The sequence below is a fragment of the Collinsella sp. An307 genome (assembly GCF_002161805.1).
GTDB lineage: Bacteria > Actinomycetota > Coriobacteriia > Coriobacteriales > Coriobacteriaceae > Coprousia.
Map to the genome: position 1 here is coordinate 19,507 of NZ_NFIP01000006.1, position 17,284 is coordinate 36,790.

The 17,284-nt window shown below is 64.8% G+C and carries 16 protein-coding genes and 1 other RNA gene; 4 read left to right on the top strand and 13 right to left on the bottom strand.

Going from position 1 to position 17,284, the window contains the following annotated elements; genetic code table 11:
- The first annotated feature begins 28 nt into the window (after positions 1-28).
- Positions 29-865, top strand: a complete 837-nt coding sequence (locus B5F89_RS06060; RefSeq protein WP_087430903.1) for an alpha/beta hydrolase family protein — start codon at positions 29-31, stop codon at positions 863-865.
- Between the two features lie 41 nt (positions 866-906).
- Positions 907-1,794 carry an alpha/beta hydrolase-fold protein gene (locus tag B5F89_RS06065; protein WP_087430904.1) on the top strand — a complete coding sequence of 296 codons (888 nt, stop codon included), beginning with the start codon at positions 907-909 and terminating at the stop codon, positions 1,792-1,794.
- Positions 1,795-1,863: 69 nt separating this feature from the next.
- On the opposite strand, the gene B5F89_RS06070 is transcribed toward B5F89_RS06065, so the two are convergent.
- From B5F89_RS06070 to ffs, 12 genes are all read right to left on the bottom strand, one after another.
- Positions 1,864-3,783, bottom strand: coding sequence for an ABC transporter ATP-binding protein (locus B5F89_RS06070; protein WP_087430905.1), 1,920 nt, complete (start codon positions 3,781-3,783; stop codon positions 1,864-1,866).
- On the bottom strand, positions 3,780-5,597 hold the full coding sequence (locus B5F89_RS06075; protein ID WP_087430906.1) for an ABC transporter ATP-binding protein: 1,818 nt from the start codon (positions 5,595-5,597) through the stop codon (positions 3,780-3,782). Before B5F89_RS06075 ends, B5F89_RS06070 begins: the two co-directional genes overlap by 4 nt.
- A 166-nt stretch (positions 5,598-5,763) precedes the next feature.
- The gene (locus tag B5F89_RS06080; protein WP_239286694.1) at positions 5,764-6,282 is read right to left on the bottom strand and encodes a MarR family transcriptional regulator; all 519 of its coding nucleotides are present in this window, start codon (positions 6,280-6,282) and stop codon (positions 5,764-5,766) included.
- Between the two features lie 131 nt (positions 6,283-6,413).
- Positions 6,414-6,719, bottom strand: a complete 306-nt coding sequence (locus tag B5F89_RS06085; protein ID WP_087430907.1) for a CDP-alcohol phosphatidyltransferase — start codon at positions 6,717-6,719, stop codon at positions 6,414-6,416.
- 129 nt (positions 6,720-6,848) lie between these two features.
- Positions 6,849-8,537, bottom strand: coding sequence for a CapA family protein (locus B5F89_RS06090; protein WP_158098432.1), 1,689 nt, complete (start codon positions 8,535-8,537; stop codon positions 6,849-6,851).
- Between the two features lie 81 nt (positions 8,538-8,618).
- Positions 8,619-9,335 carry a phosphoribosylglycinamide formyltransferase gene (purN, locus tag B5F89_RS06095; RefSeq protein ID WP_087430909.1) on the bottom strand — a complete coding sequence of 239 codons (717 nt, stop codon included), beginning with the start codon at positions 9,333-9,335 and terminating at the stop codon, positions 8,619-8,621.
- Positions 9,325-10,440, bottom strand: coding sequence for a phosphoribosylformylglycinamidine cyclo-ligase (gene purM, locus B5F89_RS06100; protein WP_087430910.1), 1,116 nt, complete (start codon positions 10,438-10,440; stop codon positions 9,325-9,327). The genes purN and purM overlap by 11 nt, the downstream gene beginning before the upstream one ends.
- A gap of 100 nt (positions 10,441-10,540) precedes the next feature.
- Positions 10,541-12,091 (bottom strand): amidophosphoribosyltransferase, encoded by a 1,551-nt coding sequence (gene purF, locus B5F89_RS06105; protein WP_087430911.1) that lies wholly within the window; start codon positions 12,089-12,091, stop codon positions 10,541-10,543.
- Between the two features lie 136 nt (positions 12,092-12,227).
- Positions 12,228-12,635, bottom strand: coding sequence for a molybdenum cofactor biosynthesis protein MoaE (locus B5F89_RS06110; RefSeq protein WP_087430912.1), 408 nt, complete (start codon positions 12,633-12,635; stop codon positions 12,228-12,230).
- Positions 12,636-12,685: 50 nt separating this feature from the next.
- The gene (locus B5F89_RS06115) at positions 12,686-13,705 is read right to left on the bottom strand and encodes a class B sortase (RefSeq protein WP_087430913.1); all 1,020 of its coding nucleotides are present in this window, start codon (positions 13,703-13,705) and stop codon (positions 12,686-12,688) included.
- Positions 13,706-13,749: 44 nt separating this feature from the next.
- Positions 13,750-14,223 carry a 5-(carboxyamino)imidazole ribonucleotide mutase gene (purE, locus tag B5F89_RS06120; protein ID WP_087430914.1) on the bottom strand — a complete coding sequence of 158 codons (474 nt, stop codon included), beginning with the start codon at positions 14,221-14,223 and terminating at the stop codon, positions 13,750-13,752.
- A 111-nt stretch (positions 14,224-14,334) separates the two neighbouring features.
- An RNA gene (gene ffs, locus B5F89_RS06125) (signal recognition particle sRNA small type) lies at positions 14,335-14,430 on the bottom strand.
- Positions 14,431-14,569: 139 nt separating this feature from the next.
- On the opposite strand from ffs, the gene B5F89_RS06130 reads away from it, so the two are divergent.
- Positions 14,570-14,908, top strand: coding sequence for a type II toxin-antitoxin system RelB/DinJ family antitoxin (locus B5F89_RS06130; protein ID WP_087430915.1), 339 nt, complete (start codon positions 14,570-14,572; stop codon positions 14,906-14,908).
- Positions 14,905-15,417: a PIN domain-containing protein gene (locus B5F89_RS06135; RefSeq protein ID WP_239286695.1), complete on the top strand. Its 513-nt coding sequence runs from the start codon at positions 14,905-14,907 to the stop codon at positions 15,415-15,417. The genes B5F89_RS06130 and B5F89_RS06135 overlap by 4 nt, the downstream gene beginning before the upstream one ends.
- A 38-nt stretch (positions 15,418-15,455) precedes the next feature.
- On the opposite strand, the gene tadA is transcribed toward B5F89_RS06135, so the two are convergent.
- Positions 15,456-17,237 (bottom strand): tRNA adenosine(34) deaminase TadA, encoded by a 1,782-nt coding sequence (tadA, locus tag B5F89_RS06140; protein ID WP_087430916.1) that lies wholly within the window; start codon positions 17,235-17,237, stop codon positions 15,456-15,458.
- Positions 17,238-17,284 lie beyond the last annotated feature (47 nt).

Below are 17,284 nucleotides of genomic sequence, written 5' to 3' on the forward strand. Positions count from 1 at the left end.
TTATGACCCCGATAGTCAAAGGAGCCGTATGGCACGTCTTTCCGTCGACTACTTCTCCGCGGCGCTCATGCGCACGACCACCCTCGACGTCATCCTCCCCATCGACAACACGGGCGAGGCGTACGGCGCCGACTACGAGCGCAGGCATGACGCATCTGCCTGGGACCGGCGCGACTACCCCCGCACCAAGGGGCCGTTCAAGACGCTCTATCTTTTGCACGGTATCACCGGCAACCACACCGACCTCATCTCCGAGACGCGCATCCGCGCCTGGGCCGAGGAGCGTCGCATCGCGGTGGTCATGCCGTCCGGCTACAACGCCTTCTACCTCGACCACCCCGAGACGCACAACTACTACGGCCGCTTTGTGGGCGAGGAGCTCCTCGACGTGACGCGGAGCATGTTCCCGCTCTCCGACCGGCGCGAGGATACGTTCATCGGCGGCGTCTCCATGGGCGCGTACGGTGCGATGCGCAACGGCCTTAAGTACTGCGAGAACTTTGGGTCAATCATCTCGCTCTCCACGGCCATGGTCATCGACGGGTTTGACCAGATTATCTCCGACGGCCTCTTCTTCTTGGAGCGCTCCTACCTCGAATCGATTTTTGGCGATCTCAACCAGGTCGTCGGCTCCGATAAGGACCCGGCACGCCTTGCCGCCGACCTCGTCTACTGCGACCGGCCGCGCCCGCGCGTCTTTATGGCGTGCGGCAACGAGGACCCGCTCGCGAGCGCGAACCGCATGCTCGCCGAGCGGCTTCGTGGCACCGGCCTCGACGTAACCTATCATGAACTTCACGGTGGGCACGACTGGAACCTGTGGAACCAGGCGCTGCCCCAAGCTATGGATTGGCTGCCCCGCTAAGTGGCTTGCCGCCGACGCACCATGCGGTAAGGAGGAATACCGTGGCACTGCTCCGAGTCGACTTCTATTCCCGTTACCTTCAGCGCAACGTCGTCCTGACGGCCGTCATTCCGGTCGACAAGATGGACGGCGACAAGCTCGCCAAACGCCGCCAAGGCCCGTACCGCACGGTCTACCTCCTGCACGGCCTCTTTGGCCGCGACTATGACTGGATCGACAAGACGCACGTGGTCCAAACGGCCGAGGCGCGCGATGTTGCCATCATCATGCCCTCGGGCGAGGACGGCCTGTACCTCGACAAACCCGAGATCAACGAGTGGCATGGGAAGTTCATCTCGGAGGAGCTCGTAGAGATCACGCGGCGTCTCTTCCCCTTATCGCGCAAGCGCGAGGATACTGCGCTCGCCGGCATCTCCATCGGCGCGTACACCGCGCTTATCAACGGCCTTTTGCGCCCCGACCGCTTTGGGTCGATCGTGGCGCTCTCGGGCGCGTTCATGCGCGACCGCGTGCTCGACGCCGTTGAGTCGCACTCGCCGCGCAAGCGCAAGTACTACGAGCGGTTCTTTGGCGACCTCGATACGGTCATTGGCTCGGAGAAGGACTACGTTGCCCTGATCGACCGCTTCCGCAACGACCCCGACCTGCCCAAGCCGCGCTTCTACGGCGCATGCGGCAAATCGGACAACCTGTGCAACGCAAACCGCGAGGTCGTGCGCCTGCTCGAGGACGCCAATTTTGACGTGACCTACTGGGAGCCCGGCATCGGCGGGCACGAGTGGCCGTTCTGGAACGCATGGATCGACTGCGCTCTCGACTGGTTTGCGCCCGGCCCGCTGCGCCCCTCCTCCGCCGGCGGCGACTACACGGCGCTCACCGAGCTGCGTCCGCCCGACGAGGGCAAGGGTATTCCCATGAACCAGGACTAGCGCCCCTATACAAAACGGGGAGGGCCGTTCAGGTTAGCCCTCCCCGTTTTGCTGTCTGTCGTTCGAATCCTACGCAAACTGGCTCTGGTAGAGCTCCGCGTAGGACCCGCCGAGCGCGAGCAGCTCCTCATGCGTGCCCTGCTCGATGATGTTGCCGTGATCCATCACCAGGATAAGGTCGGCGTCCACGATGGTGGAGAGCCGGTGCGCGATCACAAAACTCGTGCGGCCCTGCGTGAGCGCCTCCATGGCCTGCACAATCGAGCGCTCGGTACGCGTGTCCACGCTCGAGGTCGCCTCGTCGAGGATGAGGATCGCGGGGTTTGCGAGTAGCACGCGCGCGATGGTCAAGAGCTGGCGCTGACCCTGGCTGATGTTCTCCGCGTCGTTCTCCAGCTTGGTGTCGTAACCCTGTGGCATCGTACGGACGAAGAAGTCCACCTGCGCGGTCTTTGCCGCCTGGATGATCTCCTCGCGCGAGGCACCCGGCGCGCCGTAGGCGATGTTCTCGGCAATAGTGCCCTCGCGCAGCCAAGCGTCCTGCAGCACCATGCCAAAGTGGCCGCGCAGCTCGGAGCGCGTCATAGCGTGCGTGTCGACCCCATCGAGCGTGATACGTCCGCCGTCGATCTCGTAGAAGCGCATGAGCAGATTGATGAGGGTGGTCTTGCCGGCGCCCGTGGCGCCCACGATGGCAACCTTCTGCCCGGGCTCCGCCGTGAAGTTCACGTCCGTCATGAGCGGGCGGTCGGGGTCGTAACCAAAGCGCACATGTTCAAAGGCCACGCGACCCTGCACCGGCTCCACCACGTGGGCGGGCGTGGCCGGGTCAGGCTCGATCTCGGGCTCGTCGAGCACGCCAAAGACGCGCTCCACCGCAGCAAGCGCGCTCTGGAGCTGGTTCACCGTGAGCGAGAACTGCGTGAGCGGCTCGGAGGCGGTGTTGACGTACTGGAAAAACGCCTGCAAGGTACCGATGGTAAGGCCGCCCGCCATAAGGATGCCCGTGCCCATGAGCGCAAGCACCACCTGCGAGAGGCGCACGAGGCAGCGCACCATGGGCGCCACGACGTTGGTGACAAAGTCGGTACGGCGCATGGTGTCGGCGAGCTGCTGGGTCGCCTCGTGGATGCGCGCGGAGCTCGCCTCCTCCTGGTTGAACGCCTTGATGACAATACGGCCGGAGTACGCCTCCTCCACATGGCCGTTCAGAATACCGACGGCGCGCTGCTGCTCGGCGGCGAGCACGAGCGTACGCTTGGCCACAAGGCGCGTGCCGGTAATGGCAATGAGGGCAAAGCAGAGGAACACAAGCGAGAGCGTAAGGTTCAGGCGCACCATCATGATGGCGGCACCAGTAACCGAACCCACCGCCATGAGCATGGAGAGCAATCCGCGCTGCAGCACCTCGGAAACCTTGTCGAGGTCGTTGGTCGCGCGGCTCATGACATCGCCCGGCTTGTGAGCGTCGTAGAACTTAAGCGGCAGCACGTTGAGCTTGGCGGCAATGCGGCAACGCAGGCGCAGGTTCAGCCGCTCGGCAAAGCTTGCCATGGTGAAGCTCTGGACGGTATAGAACGCCCAGGCAACAGTCCAGATGCCCACAAACGTTGCGAGCTCGATGCCGCCCGTCGTCCACGAGATGGTAAAGATCTCGCCGCGGGCGTGCGCCTCTTGGATGTTTGCCCACAGAAGGTCAATCAGGTGCGCACTGTAGGCAGGCGCCGAGATCTGGGCGATGGTGTAGCAGATGACGCACACGACCACCACGGCGAAGCGCCAGTGCTCGCCGCGGGACTCGCGCCAAAGGCGGGCGATCACAGCACGAGCGTCCTTGGGAACCTCGAGCTCCTGCTCACTCTTAGGCTCAGGCGCGCCCGAGCGAGCGGGCTCGTGCGGGTCGGCAAAGCGCGCCGGCGACGCGGCGCCACCCTCGGCGGCAACTTCGTTTTCGTTGACCACGCGTAGATCCTTCTTCTCCTCTGTCATTTGCGCTCACCTCCCTTCGCGGCGGAATCTTCCATAAGTGCCTCCAGCTCCTCGGCGCGCAGCTGCGAGCGGGCGATCTCGCGATACGCCTCGCACGTGCGCATGAGCTCCTCGTGCGTGCCAAGGCCCTGAATGCAGCCGTCTTTGAGAACCACGATCTGGTCGGCCGAGAGAATGGTGTTGATGCGCTGGGCGATGATGAGAACCGCGGCGTCGGCCACCTCCTCGGCAAGGGCGTGGCGCAGCGCTGCGTCGGTCTTGAAGTCGAGCGCCGAGAACGAATCGTCAAAGATGTAGAGGTCGGCCTTCTTTACCAGGGCGCGCGCGATGGAAAGACGCTGGCGCTGGCCGCCGGAGAAGTTGGTGCCACCCTGCGCCACGCGGTGGCCGAGGCCCTCGGGCAGCTCGCGGACAAAGCCCGACTGCGCCACGTCGATGGCGTGCCAGAGCTCCTCGTCGGTGGCGTCCGGCGCGCCGTAGCGGAGGTTGTCGGCAATGGTGCCCGAGAAGAGCCACGCCTTCTGCGGCACGTAGGAGATGTGCTCGCGCAGGGCGTGCTGCGTGAGCTCGCGCACGTCGGTACCGCAGAGACTCACGCTGCCGTCCGTCGCGTCGTGGAAGCGCAGCAGCAGCTTGGCGATGGTCGATTTGCCCGAACCCGTGGGGCCGATGATGGCGGTTGTTGTGCCGCGGCGGCAGAGGAAGTTGATGTGATGAAGCGTGTCCTCGTCGGCGTCCGCAAAGCGGAACGACGCGTTGCCAAAGTGGGCGACCACCTCGCCGAGGACCTCACGTGCGGGAGCATTGCCAGCGTCAGCGGGCGTAGCCGAGGCGCGCTCCGGCAGGCTCTCGAGTTCACCGTCGGCAATCGAGGGCGCATGCTCGATAACCTCGCGGCAGCGCTCGATGCACACGAGCGCGCGCGGCAGCATAAGGGCGCCAATCTGGGCCATCATGATGAAGAAGAGAATCATCATCGCGTACTCAACGCACGCCGAAATCGAGGCGATCTCCATCGCATGCGCGCCCACGCGGTTGCCACCGAGCCAAAGAATCGCCACCTCGGCGATGTTCATGATGAAAAACGCCGAGCAATCGAACGTCGCAAAGATCCAGTTCACACGGATGGCGTTGGTTGCGTAGTCGGAGAACGCCTCGTCGAGGCTCTCCTGCTCGGAGGCCTCCTTACCAAAGGCGCGGATGACGCGCACACCGGTGATGCTCTCGCGCAGACGCACATTCATGCGGTCGATGAAGCGCTGCAGGCGCTGGAAGATACGCGCGGCCTTCTTCACGCTCAAAAGCGCGATGACGGCGACCACCGCCACAAACGCCAGAAGCATCATGCCCATCTGATAGTCGACCGACCAGGCGAGCGCGATGCCGATGACCATGGCAAACGGCACGGGCAGAATCATCTGCACGGTGATGGAGATGGCCATCTGGATAACGTTGACGTCGTTTAGGGTGCGCGTGATCATCGAGCCGGTGCCGAACTTCTCGAAGTCACCGCCCGAGAACGCAAGCGAAGCGTCGTAGACGGCGTTGCGGATGTCGCGGCCCACCTTGGTGACGAGGTCGGCGCAGAAGTAGCTGCACGCAAACGCGCCCGCGCCCGATACCACCGCCGCGACGAGCATGAAGCCGCCTTGGTTCAGGATGAAGCCAAAGTCGCGGGATGACACGCCGATGTTAATCATATTGGCGAGGATCGTGGGCACGAGCAGCACGCCGGCGAGATTCACGCCGAGCGCGATGAGCACGCCGAACGTTTGGAGCTTATAGGGCTTGAGAAAGCGCAGAAGCGTCTTCATGAAGCGGCGATCCTTTCGTGAACGCGGGTTCTCTGGACAAGGGCGCGGAAGCGCTCCGGTTGGAGCGCGGCGCGTGGGCCGCAGGTGCGCGGCGCGTGGGCCGCAGGTGCGCGGCGCGTGGGCCGCAGGTGCGCGGCGCGTGGGCGCGTGGCGCGCGGGCGGGGCGCTACCGGGACTCCCCTTCCGCCGTATCGACAGCGGCAAGCTGGGCGTCGAGCGCGTCTGTATAGCGGCGGACCAAGCGGATGAGGTCTTGCTGCTCGTCGGCGCTCAGATAGGAGAACGCCCGCTCCTCGGCGCGGATTGCGGGCAGGATGTGCCGGCGCGAGAACGTCCGCCCGTCCTCGGTGAGCGTTGCCTGCTTGCTCTTGCGACTGCCCTCCACATAGGAAAGCTCGACGAGGCCGCGCTCGCCTAGCACCTTGAGAGCGGAGTTGATGGTCTGTTTGCTATAGGACCACGACGTCGTAAGCTGCGTGAGCGGTAACGTCCCGCCCGCCACCTCGAGGTCGTAGAGCATCCAGTAGGCGCAGTCCGATACGCCACAGCCGTGGGCATAGGCGTGGTAGAGCTTGTCGATCTCGTTATAGAGGTAGTCGAGCTCGCGCGCAGAAGCGGCACCGTCTGGACTTGCGCATGGCACGCGGGTCGAGCGCTCGACCGATCGCATCTCCTCACTTGGCATAGCTACCCCCTATCGTCACACAAGCCAGAGTTTAGTCCGATTTCGGATGACCGTCAACGTACCGCTACACAAAAAGCCGCCGACGCGCGAACGCGCCGGCGGCAGGGGGCTCATCTGTTGTGAGACAGACGTTACTGATCCCAGCCCTCCTGGTCGGACTCATAGAACGTTGCCTGATCAAACAGGTCGTGGACGCTCTTGCCATCGCGGAACGGCAGCTCGATTACCTCGGGCATGGTGGCAACAAGCTCGGAGCAATCGGTGAAGCGGCCCTTGTCGTTCAGCTTGGAGCAGTCCTGAACGCGCCAGTACCCGTCGGTGTGCGTGATGTAGTACTCGTCACCGTCAACATCCATGAACACGCGCGTCTTGGAACGCAGGTAGGTCTGGAACCCTTCGAAATCGATCTCGAGCGGCTCCTCGGCTTTGCGACCCATAATGTTCCTCCTTGAAGACGGGCGCCCGGGGGCGCCGGCGGATAGTACCCGATATATCTAGTAAGCCCGTCTCGTCCGATATCCATACACACAATCTGGTGAGCGGTTGCGCTCGCAGGGTGGGCGGAATCAGAGCGCAACATCAAAGCTCGTGCCCAAGACGCGGCGCGAGAGCTCGCTGACCCACAAATGGGGGTCGCTGATGCCTGTGAGCAGCTCATTTGCACGTGCTTGATCGTCGGTGTAGGCGGCGAGCGGATAGATGGTCTCGGCCCCCGCCTCACGGTGGTCCACAAGCGGGCGCAACACGATGTTCTCGATGGCAACCGAGCGGCCGGAAGCAGAAGCCTCCTCGGCATTGAGCTTGGTGAAATCACAGGTGAGCATCAGCGAGACCGCCGCATCGACGTTCTCGGCATCGGCGCTTACGAGGTCTCCCAGGCCAAAGGCCACAAGCGTGCGGCCACCGGCGCCCTCGACCCACTCCACCGGCTGGATCACGCGGGTTCCGCAACCCAACACCACGTCGACGCCCGCGTCGGCGAGCTCCTGTGCGCGGGTGCGCTGCGCATCACCGGGATCGTGCGCGTACGCCGCACCGCCCCAGAGCGAGACCACCACCACATCGGCGACCTCGCGTGCGCGCGCAACGTCTGCGCGCATGGTCTCTGCGTCGTAGCGAACAAGGTAGAAATCCTCGGAGGGCGTGTCGTAGGTCGCGCCATCATCTGGGCACCAGTACGAGAGGAAGGCGATGTCGACGCCGTTGCAGGTTGCGGCACGCACGGCGTTGCGGTCGGCAGCGCTCGAGAAGCTTCCTGTTGTGAGGATGTCCGTACCCTTACCGTTCCAGACGCTCAGAGCGTGGGTGATGCCCTCGTCTCCCCCGTCAAAGGCGTTGGCGCTCGCTAGCGCGACCACGTCCCAGCCGGCGCCGACGATTGCGTCTGCCAGCGAGTCGGGCGTGGCAAAGGGTGCAACGCCGCCGGCGGAATTCTGATCCGCTCCGGTAAGCGGGGTGGCCTGGCTTATGAAGGCGACGTCGCTCGCGGCGAGCACGTCGCGCAGCCCGCTGTAGAGCCTGCTGAAATCGTAGGCGCCGTCGCCCGACTCGCCAGAAGCAGCATCTGCCTGGACGAGCTGGACATCATTTACAAAGTTGTCGCCAACTGCGGAAAACGTTACACGGCCCGCCGCCGCCGTGGCCGCGGCAGGGGCAATCACCCGCGAGGAGGGCACCTCGGCCTCGATTGCCGCAACGGAGGGGCTAGCGGACAAGACGCTCGCCAGAGCCTGCACCGAAGCCGCGGGCTCGGGTTCCTCGGCGCTGCCTTTGCCAAAGGGACCCCAGCCGGTCTGCACGGCAGTGCCCACGCCCCAGACCAACAGGACCGCGGCGATGATGCCGAGCGCGTAGGGAAGCACGTGAAGGATATGGGAGCGCGCGGCACGCTGGCGAGCGCTCCCGCCAAACGGTCCTTTGCGGATGTAGCCGAGCGAGCCGTTGTGCTGAACGGTCGAACCAATGACGCCACTGCGGCCGGCGCCGCGCGGAACTCCCTTGGCGAGGCGCTCGCTCACGGTGGGGTAGCCGTAGCGCGTCCGCCTGACATGCGTTCCCGATTGACGGCGCGAAGACGGACCGCGACCAGTGCGCTCGGCACCCCTGCGGGAAGAGGGTCCGGTACGACGGGGCGAGGGCGCCTGCCGCGCTCCGCCAGACGACGCCGACGAGCGGCCCGCCAGCTGCAACGGGCGATGCGTCGGGCGCGACGCGTTGCCGCCCGTCCAAGAACCGCCTTGGCCTGCAGAAGCCATGGCCCCTCCGTTCACTCCCCCGAGGAGCGCCCGCGCCCCGCAGCGGGACGGGCGCCCCGGCATGAAAACGCTTTGCGGCGACTAGCCCACCGCGACCGTGAGGTCGTCGCGCACCTGCACGCGACCCTCGGCAAGAAGGCCAATCACCTGCGGGTAAAGCACGTGCTCGACCGCGTGAATCGCCTCCTCGAGCTCGTCTACGCTCCAGCCTTCCTCAACGCGCACGGGCTCCTGGGCAATAATGGGCCCCTGATCGTACGCCGCGTTGGCGAAGTGCACCGTCACACCCGTGACCTTCACACCGCGGTCGTAGGCGTCCTGGATGCCATGCGCGCCCTGGAAGCTGGGCAGAAGCGCCGGGTGCAGGTTGACAACGCGGTTGGGGAAGGTCGCCAGAAGCGGCGCGTGGACCTTGCGCATGTAGCCCGCCATGACCACGTACTCCGCGCCCGCGGCGATGAGCTCGTGGGCGATGACCTCGTCCGCGGCGATGGGATCGGCGTACACCTCTTTAGAGAGGGAGAGCGTCTGGATGCCCGCTGCCTCGGCACGCTTAAGGCCATAGGCCGAGGGCCGGCTCGCAACCACAAGCACGATCTGGGCGGCAAGGCTGCCGTCGGCAATGCGGTCGATAAGCGCCTGCAGATTAGTGCCGGAGCCAGAGACGAGCACGCCGATCTTGAGCGGCGCGAGTTCCTCGCCCGCCTCGCGTGCGGCGGCGCGCGCCGTCTGGATGGCGTTGTTATCGGGAATCTCGAGATACGAGACGGCCTCGGTGGAAACCTCGTTAGCGCTCATCGGCGTACACCACCTGGCCCGAACCCTCTACGCAGGTGCCCACGCGGAACGGGTGCTCGCCCGCAGCCTCAAGGGCCTCGGTGAGCGCAGCCTCGTCCTCGGGCGCGCAGATGAGCATGAGGCCCACACCCATGTTGAAGGTCTTGCAGGCCTCGTTGGGGGTGAGCCCTGCCTTGCGGGCGATGTAGGAGATAACAGGCGGCATGTCCCAGGTAAAGGTGCCGTCCGCCGCGCGGTCGACCACGGCGTCCACGTCCGCGGCGAGCGCGCGGTTGAGATTCTCGGTAATACCGCCGCCGGTGATGTGGGCAATGGCGTGAACCGTACCGGCCGGTACGCGGTCGAGCACCTCGAGCACGGGCTTCACATAGATGCGCGTGGGCGCCAGAAGGGCATCCGCCAGGCTCTTGCCGCCGAGTTCCTCGAGGGGCTGCTCAAGCTCGGCGCGCTTGGCCTCGGCCTCGGGCGTGCCCGGGATGAGCCCGTCGACACCAATGACCTTGCGCACGAGCGAGTAGCCGTTGGAGTGGATACCGGTGGAGGAAAGGCCCAGGATGACGTCGCCGGGACGGACGTTTGCGGGGTCGAGCATCTTAGGGCGATCGACCACGCCCACCGTGAAGCCGGCGAGGTCGTAATCGTCCGGGCGCATGACGCCGGGATGCTCGGCCATCTCGCCGCCCACCAGGGCCGCGCCCGCGAGCTTGCAGCCGTCGGCCACGCCCTTCACGATCTTGGCCATGTGCTCGGCCTCAATATGGCCGATAGCGATGTAGTCGAGGAAGAAGAGCGGCTCTGCGCCCGACGCGAGGATGTCGTTCACGCACATGGCAACGAGGTCCTGGCCCACCGTCTCGTGACGGTCGAGCAGCTGCGCCAGCACGAGCTTCGTGCCCACGCCGTCCGTGCCGCTGATGAGGATGGGGTCCTCCATGTCCTTTAGCGCAGCGGCCGAGAAGAGGCCGCCGAAGCCGCCGATACCGCCGATAACCTCGGGGCGATTGGTGGAGGCGACCATCTGCTTGATCGCATCGACGGCGCGTCCGCCCTCAGCGGTGTCGACGCCGGCGTCCTCGTAGGTAACGTGCTTGGGAGTTTCGCTCATGGGGATCCTTTCCGCACGGGTCACGTAGAACACCATCATATCAGGATGGCGCTGGCAGCTACCGTGCGGATGGAGCCTTCTTCGGTAATTGAGGCTGGCTTTACGCCTCGCCGTGGGCCGCCTCCCAGCTGTGGTCGCGATCTTTGGCAACCACCACGTCGCGCGGCAGGCGCACCGGCTCGGTCATGTTAAAGGGGTCGTAGCCGGGCATGAACTTGTCGCGCCCAAAGCTCTCGGGCACCGCAACCGGGTAGACGCCCGTGAAGCACGCCGTGCAGTAGCCGCGCGAAGTGCCACCGGGCAGCTCCTCGCCTATTGCGGGCATGCAGGCGAGCAGTCCTTCGACCGAGAGGAACGCGAGCGAATCGGCCCCAATGAAAGCGCGAATCTCGTCCACCGTCTTATTGGCAGAAATGAGCTGCGCTTGCACGTCGGTATCGATGCCGTAGAAGCACGGCCACACGACCTCGGGCGAATTGATGCGCACATGGACCTCGGCCGCGCCCGCCTGGCGCAGCATCCGCACGAGCTGCATCATGGTGGTGCCGCGCACGATGGAGTCGTCAATCACCACGAGGCGCTTGCCGGCGATGTTGTCGCGCAGGGGGTTCAGCTTCATGCGCACGCCCATAGCGCGGAGCTCCTGCGTGGGTTGGATGAACGTACGGGCGACGTAGCGGTTCTTGATGAGGCCCTCGCCAAAGGGGATGCCGCTCTCGCGCGCAAAGCCCTCCGCCGGCGGCAGGCCAGAATCCGGCACGCCGATGACCATGTCCGCCTCAACCGGCGACTCTTGCGCCAAGCGGCGGCCCATATCGTAGCGGCAGGCGTAGACCGACTTGCCGGCCATGATTGAATCGGGGCGTGCGAAGTACACCTGCTCGAAGATGCACTCGGCGCTCTCCTGCTCGGGCGCCACGCCCTGCTCGGAAACGAGCCCCTCGGCAGAGATGCGCAGAATCTCGCCGGGGCGAATGTCGCGCACGTACGTGGCGCCCACGATGTCGAGCGCGCACGTCTCGCTCGCTACAACCCAGCCCTCCTCCGGAAGTTTGCCGAGTACAAGCGGCCTGATACCGTACGGATCGCGGAAGGCATAGAGTGCCTGCTCGTTGATGAGCGCCATGGCGTATCCGCCGCGTACGAGCTCCATGGTCTTGCGGATGCCCTCGCGCAGATGACGCGTCTTTTGCGTGAAGTAGCCAATGAGCTTGGCCGCGACCTCGGAGTCGGAATTGGAGAGGAAGCGAACGCCCAGATCGATGAGCTGACGACGCAGCTCGTCGGTATTGACGAGGGTGCCGTTGTGCGCGAGCGCGATGATGACGTCGTTAATGGTCGAGAGGTGCGGCTGCGCGGCCTCCCAGCTCTTTGCGCCCGCCGTGCCGTAGCGCACGTGTCCAATAGCGAGCTGACCGGGGAGTGCCGCCAAGTCGGCGTCGGTAAAGACCTGGCTTACAAGGCCGAGTTCCTTGCGGACCATAACGGTGCCGCCGTCGCCAACCGCGATGCCCGCCGACTCCTGCCCGCGATGCTGCAGTGACATCAGGCCAAAATAGGTGAGGCGCGCCACATCGCGCCCCGGTGCCCACACGCCAAATACGCCGCACTCCTCGTGCAGCGCGTCGTCTGCCAGCGGTCTTGTTGCCATAGTGCTACCTCACAACCCCATACGCGTCAAAAATACCGAACTATTATGCCGCCCGCGCCCTCATACGGTGGGCACGGGCGGCATATTTTTCGTGTCGACACAAAAGGTGGGACAGCGTGGTGTGGGGTCGACGCGTTTACGCGGGATGCTCGACCTCGGTCACGCACTCGTTTTTGAGCGTGGCGACAAGCGACTGGAGAGCGTCGATCACGCGCGGGCGGATATCGCCGCCCACGAGGACGTACATGATGTCGTCACCCACGGAGAGCTCGCCTTCGTTGAGCCAAACGCGCACGTAGAAGATACCCGGCAGCTCACGGGTGCGGGCGATGGCGGCGTCGACCTTTGCCTGGTCGTAGCCAAAATAGAGGCCACCGACCTTGTCGCCGGGCTGCACACCATCGGTCGCGATGCCGCGTGCCTCGGCCTTAGGCGTCTCGCGCACCACGCCGTTGTGCACAAGGTACATGCCGCACTGCGCGGCAGACTCGTCTGCTTTGGCCTCAGCGAGCCATGCGTCCATCGAGGGAACGGGACGTGCCATGTGTGTCTCCTATCTGATTGGGCGGGCGAGCGCCGGCATGTGCCCTGCGTTTACCCTTGGGAAGCGACGGCCAGACTCGGCGTCTGCTCATCAACCGAAAGAACCATGACCGTTCGATCGGCGCCGGGCAGCTCACCCGAGCAGGTGATAAGCGTGAGCACCTGGTCGACCGTGGCGATGCGTTCCTCGGCGTCGTCCGCCTCGGCACGCATGTCGGCGTGCATCTCGCGCAGGTAATCGGCGAGCGAGTGCGTGTCGGAGAAGTTTGCCTGACGCGCATCGACAAAGGTCTCGTCAATAACGCAGGTCATGAGCGGCGCGCAGCGGTAGGTCGCGTCGCGCGTGATGTAGTAGACCGCCTCGATCTTGTCGAACGCGGCCTGGTCGACCGTGTCGTCAATCTCGTAGAACATGCTGCGGTTGTTCATGTGGTGACCGTACACCGGCGTCTGCTCGTCAACAATACCCGGCGCGGTGGCGTCCGCGTCGAGGAAGATGCTTCCCGAGCTGTTGGACGTCCCGTCGAACAGGCGGTACAGGTACTCGCTGTTGTCGTCGCCCTGGACCACGGGATAGTTGATATTGGTGTTGGGAACGTAAATCCACGCCACGATATCGGGGTTGATCTCGGCCAGCGCATCAAAATCGACCACCGGGAGGCCCGAGCTCGACGAATCGTCGACGGGCGCGTACTCGGCCAGGCTGCCGTAGGTCTCCTCCGCCTGGCGGTAGCCCAAAAGCGCGTGGACAAAGATTCCGCCCGCCACCAGAAGCAGGATAACGCCGAGGGCGATGAGGAGCTTGGGGACGATGCTCTTGCGGCGCGCGGGGCGCTGCTTGGCAGGCGCGGGCGCGGCTTGGCGGTAGCGTGTTCCGCCCGCAGAGGTTGAGGCGGCCGAACGAGGCGGGACAACGCCTGCAGGGGCGCTGCTTGAAGCGGTGCGGAATCTCGTGCCACCCGTGGTGCTGCCCGCGTCCGCGGCGCGGGCATGGGCGCCGCGTGCAGCGGCCGGGCGGGCGCTGCTGTCCGGCTGCGTCTTCTTGAAGCGTTTCCCCTGATAGTCAGCCATTACGCTACCTTTCGGCCGCTAAACCTCCGCGTTAGGCGTTCTCTTTACGCCTCGGCCATCTCGGCCTTGAGCTTCTCGACCGTAGCGCGATACTCCGGCATGGTGGCGCCGAGGATCTGCGTGGCGTAGATGGCGGCGTTCTTGGCGCCGTTGATGGCCACGCACGCAACCGGCACACCGGAGGGCATCTGGACCATGGAGAGCAGCGAGTCCAGACCGCCGAGGTCGCTCGTCTTCATGGGCACGCCAATGACCGGCAGCGGCGTGAAGGCGGCAACGACGCCGCCCAGGTGCGCAGCCTTGCCGGCGGCAGCAACGATGACCTTGATGCCACGGTCGGCGGCGGTGGCGGCCCACTCGTGCACCTTGTCGGGCGTACGGTGAGCGCTCGCGATCACGAGCTCGTAGGGCACACCGAGGGCCTCGAGCTCGGCGGTGCAGCCCTCCATAACGGGCAGGTCGGACTTGGACCCCATGATGATGCCTACAAGCGGCGTCTTCTCTGCGTTCTCGGACATGGCTCCTCCTTGGAATCGACGTACATACGTCCAGTATAGCGGCATCGTTGGCGGCCGCGGACACAGGGGGCACCAACGCAGCTCCTCTGGTTACAAAAAATGCGCCACGTGCACTCGATGGGAACGGGTGCCCGGCAGAGGCTCCTTATGGCTGCTTCCTCCCGGACCTGACCAGGTTCGGAACATATCGTCACCCGAACCCATCGAACGCGCGCGGCGCTAGAATCTAATACTACCCGCTTGCGCCCTCCACGTCGAGAGGCTCTCGATTTCTCCTTCTTGCCAAGTTTGGCGAGCTGGTCACAAGCTATACTGTATGGCACATTATGTATAGCAAGGAGGAATCATGGCTGCATCCCAGATGAACATTCGCATGGACAACATGCTCAAGCAATCGGGGAACGCGGCGCTCAGCAGCCTAGGAATCACCCCATCGCAAGCAGTTCGAGCACTATGGGAGTTTCTAGCCATCCAGCAAACGCTTCCTTCCGAGCTTCTGCGTCTTCTCCACCCCAAAGAAACCCCGCATGCCACGGAACTTGATTCCGGGCATGAGGGGGCGCGTCTTGTCGCTAGATTCTATGAAATAACGGGCATCCCAGAACCCGGCGAAGACCCGCTGGACTACGACGAACTCAAAGACCTCGCTGCGGCCGAGCAGCTAGAAAAATGGGGCCTTTCATGATGACCGACCCTAAGCGAAACAACGTTTTACGGTTGCTGCTAGACACTAATATCTGGCTTGATTACTTTCTCGCCCGCAGCACGCATCACGCTGTTGTCGACACGCTTATTGCAAGTGCGGCAAATCGCGAAGATATTGCCCTGTACGTCACGTCACTTTCTCTAAAAGACATTGCCTACCAGCTCGCAGCGCAAATGCAGGCGGATGTGCGGCGCTCCGGCAAACGGGTAGACGAAAACAGCGCATCGGCGGCCCGTGAGGTCGCGTGGGGGTGCGTACGCAATGTGCTAGAAAAGGCAATCGTTTTGCCCATTGGCTACGACGAGGTCCTCCGCGCGTTCACCTTTAAACCTTTACACGACGACTTGGAAGATGACCTTGTGTTGGGCGCTATGGAGGCATCGGGCGTTGCCGTGCTTGTCACGCATGACCAGAAGCTTGCAAAACACGCAGAGGGAATCTGCTTTACAGCAGAAGAGGCGCTTGCGCTGCTTGACGGTCGTGGTTAAAGCCGCAGCAGAGCACCGTCACCGCGTGCGTCGTTTATCTACGGGCGGCGAAGAGCCATGCGTATGGCGGTCTCGCCGGCAGCGATGAGGTTCGCGCGGGTCTCGGCGGGGTTGAGCGCCTCGGCAAGAGGCATCGGACGCCGCAGGATGGGAAGGGCGGCGTCGATGCCCTCGTCATAAACCGCATTGAGATCGTCTGCCCGGCTGCCGCAGACGGCAACTACGAAGGCGCGCGGATTAGCGCGCTTTGCGCGGCGCGCCACACCAACGGGGACCTTGCCGGATGCCGTCTGCTCGTCAAGCGCTCCCTCGCCCGTGATCACTGCATCTGCTGCGCGCGCCGCTTCGTCAAATGCTGCGAGGTCGAGCACGGCATCTATACCGGAAACGAGCGAACCGCCGAGGGCAAGCACTGCGGCGCCCAAGCCGCCCGCCGCCCCCGCACCCGGCACGCCGGCGAGCGCACGGGGCCGTGCGCCCGGCGCGGGAACGGCGAGGTCGGTGCCGTCCAGCGCGTCACGCGCCCGCGTGAGCTCGGCAGCGTAGCGCACCATCCAGCCCTCGGCAGCGTTGATGAGTTCGCCCTCTTTGGGCAGGCCCTTCTGCGGGCCAAAAACGCGCAGCGCACCACGCGCCCCCACGAGCGGCGCGCGCACGTCGGTGAGCGCAACAAGCGTCACGCCCTTGAGAAGGCGCCGCGCCGGCGCAAGGTCTATGTGCGCCAGATGCTCGAGCCCGGCAAGCCCAGGAGCTACAGGCACGCCATCCTTTTGCAGAAGCTCGGCGCCAAGGGCCTGGAGAAACCCTGCGCCGCCGTCGTTGGTGGCGCTTCCGCCCAGGCCAAGATAGATGATGCGAGCACCCGCCTCGACCGCCGCGCGCACAAGCGCGCCGACGCCCGCCGTGCTGGCGGCAAGAGCGTCTGCCTCGGTTCTGCTTGTGAACGAAAGCCCCGCCGCGCGCGCCATCTCGACCACCGCGATCGGAGCGCCCGACGTATCTGCTGTGCGCAGATAGGTAGCATCGACCACATCCCCCAAAGGACTGGGTACCGAGCAGTGAGCGTCTTCTCCCCCGCACGCAGCATGCACGGCGTCGAGCGTTCCCTCGCCACCGTCTGCCACGGGGATAGCCCGGACCTCGACAGGCCGCCCAAGCTGCGCCGCGGCGCGTTGTGCACCCTCGGCCAGCCACGTCTCCGCCTCGGCGCTCGTGGCCGAACCCTTGAAGGAGTCCACGGCAAGTAACGCGCGGGCGGGCGGCAGCGCGGCAAGGCGCTCGTTGCGCGAGACGCGCACAGAGGCGCACGCCTCCTGTGGCGCGGGGGCACCGCCGACAACCTTGCCCGCACGACGCGACGCAAAAAAGGCGGACAAGAGCTCCGCGCACTCATCGCCCAGCACGCCCGCCGTCACGGGAAAAGCGTGGTTTAGGCGCTCGTCATCATGCAGACGGTACAGGGAGCCGGCAGCACCACCCTTGGGGTCGGCCGCGCCGTACACGCAGCGGTCGATGCGAGCGTTAACCATAAGACCCGCGCACATGCAGCACGGCTCAAGCGTCACATACACGGTGCAGCCCGTGAGGCGCCAGCGGCCAAGAGCGCGTGCCGCGGCAACCATGGCGGAGAACTCGGCATGCGCCGAAGGGTCCGCGTCCGCCTCGCGTCGATTATGCGCGCGGGCGATGACCTCGCCATCATGCACTACCACGGCGCCTATGGGAACCTCGCCCTCGGCGGCGGCCAAGCGAGCTTCGGCCAGCGCTTCGCGCATAAAGTGCTCGTCATCATACACGCTCACGCCCTGCTTCATGTCCATCGGCCGCACACCCCTTTGCCCTCCGCGCGCATCAGTTGATTCGATGC

Bases quoted from the DNA above. Each gene is read 5' to 3' on its own strand.
- B5F89_RS06060 (WP_087430903.1), top strand. From the start codon at position 29: ATGGCACGTCTTTCCGTCGACTACTTCTCCGCGGCGCTCATGCGCACG.
- B5F89_RS06070 (WP_087430905.1), bottom strand. From the start codon at position 3,783: ATGACAGAGGAGAAGAAGGATCTACGCGTGGTCAACGAAAACGAAGTT.
- B5F89_RS06075 (WP_087430906.1), bottom strand. From the start codon at position 5,597: ATGAAGACGCTTCTGCGCTTTCTCAAGCCCTATAAGCTCCAAACGTTC.
- B5F89_RS06080 (WP_239286694.1), bottom strand. From the start codon at position 6,282: ATGCCAAGTGAGGAGATGCGATCGGTCGAGCGCTCGACCCGCGTGCCA.
- B5F89_RS06085 (WP_087430907.1), bottom strand. From the start codon at position 6,719: ATGGGTCGCAAAGCCGAGGAGCCGCTCGAGATCGATTTCGAAGGGTTC.
- B5F89_RS06090 (WP_158098432.1), bottom strand. From the start codon at position 8,537: ATGGCTTCTGCAGGCCAAGGCGGTTCTTGGACGGGCGGCAACGCGTCG.
- purN (WP_087430909.1), bottom strand. From the start codon at position 9,335: ATGAGCGCTAACGAGGTTTCCACCGAGGCCGTCTCGTATCTCGAGATT.
- purM (WP_087430910.1), bottom strand. From the start codon at position 10,440: ATGAGCGAAACTCCCAAGCACGTTACCTACGAGGACGCCGGCGTCGAC.
- purF (WP_087430911.1), bottom strand. From the start codon at position 12,091: ATGGCAACAAGACCGCTGGCAGACGACGCGCTGCACGAGGAGTGCGGC.
- B5F89_RS06110 (WP_087430912.1), bottom strand. From the start codon at position 12,635: ATGGCACGTCCCGTTCCCTCGATGGACGCATGGCTCGCTGAGGCCAAA.
- B5F89_RS06115 (WP_087430913.1), bottom strand. From the start codon at position 13,705: ATGGCTGACTATCAGGGGAAACGCTTCAAGAAGACGCAGCCGGACAGC.
- purE (WP_087430914.1), bottom strand. From the start codon at position 14,223: ATGTCCGAGAACGCAGAGAAGACGCCGCTTGTAGGCATCATCATGGGG.
- B5F89_RS06130 (WP_087430915.1), top strand. From the start codon at position 14,570: ATGGCTGCATCCCAGATGAACATTCGCATGGACAACATGCTCAAGCAA.
- B5F89_RS06135 (WP_239286695.1), top strand. From the start codon at position 14,905: ATGATGACCGACCCTAAGCGAAACAACGTTTTACGGTTGCTGCTAGAC.
- tadA (WP_087430916.1), bottom strand. From the start codon at position 17,237: ATGGACATGAAGCAGGGCGTGAGCGTGTATGATGACGAGCACTTTATG.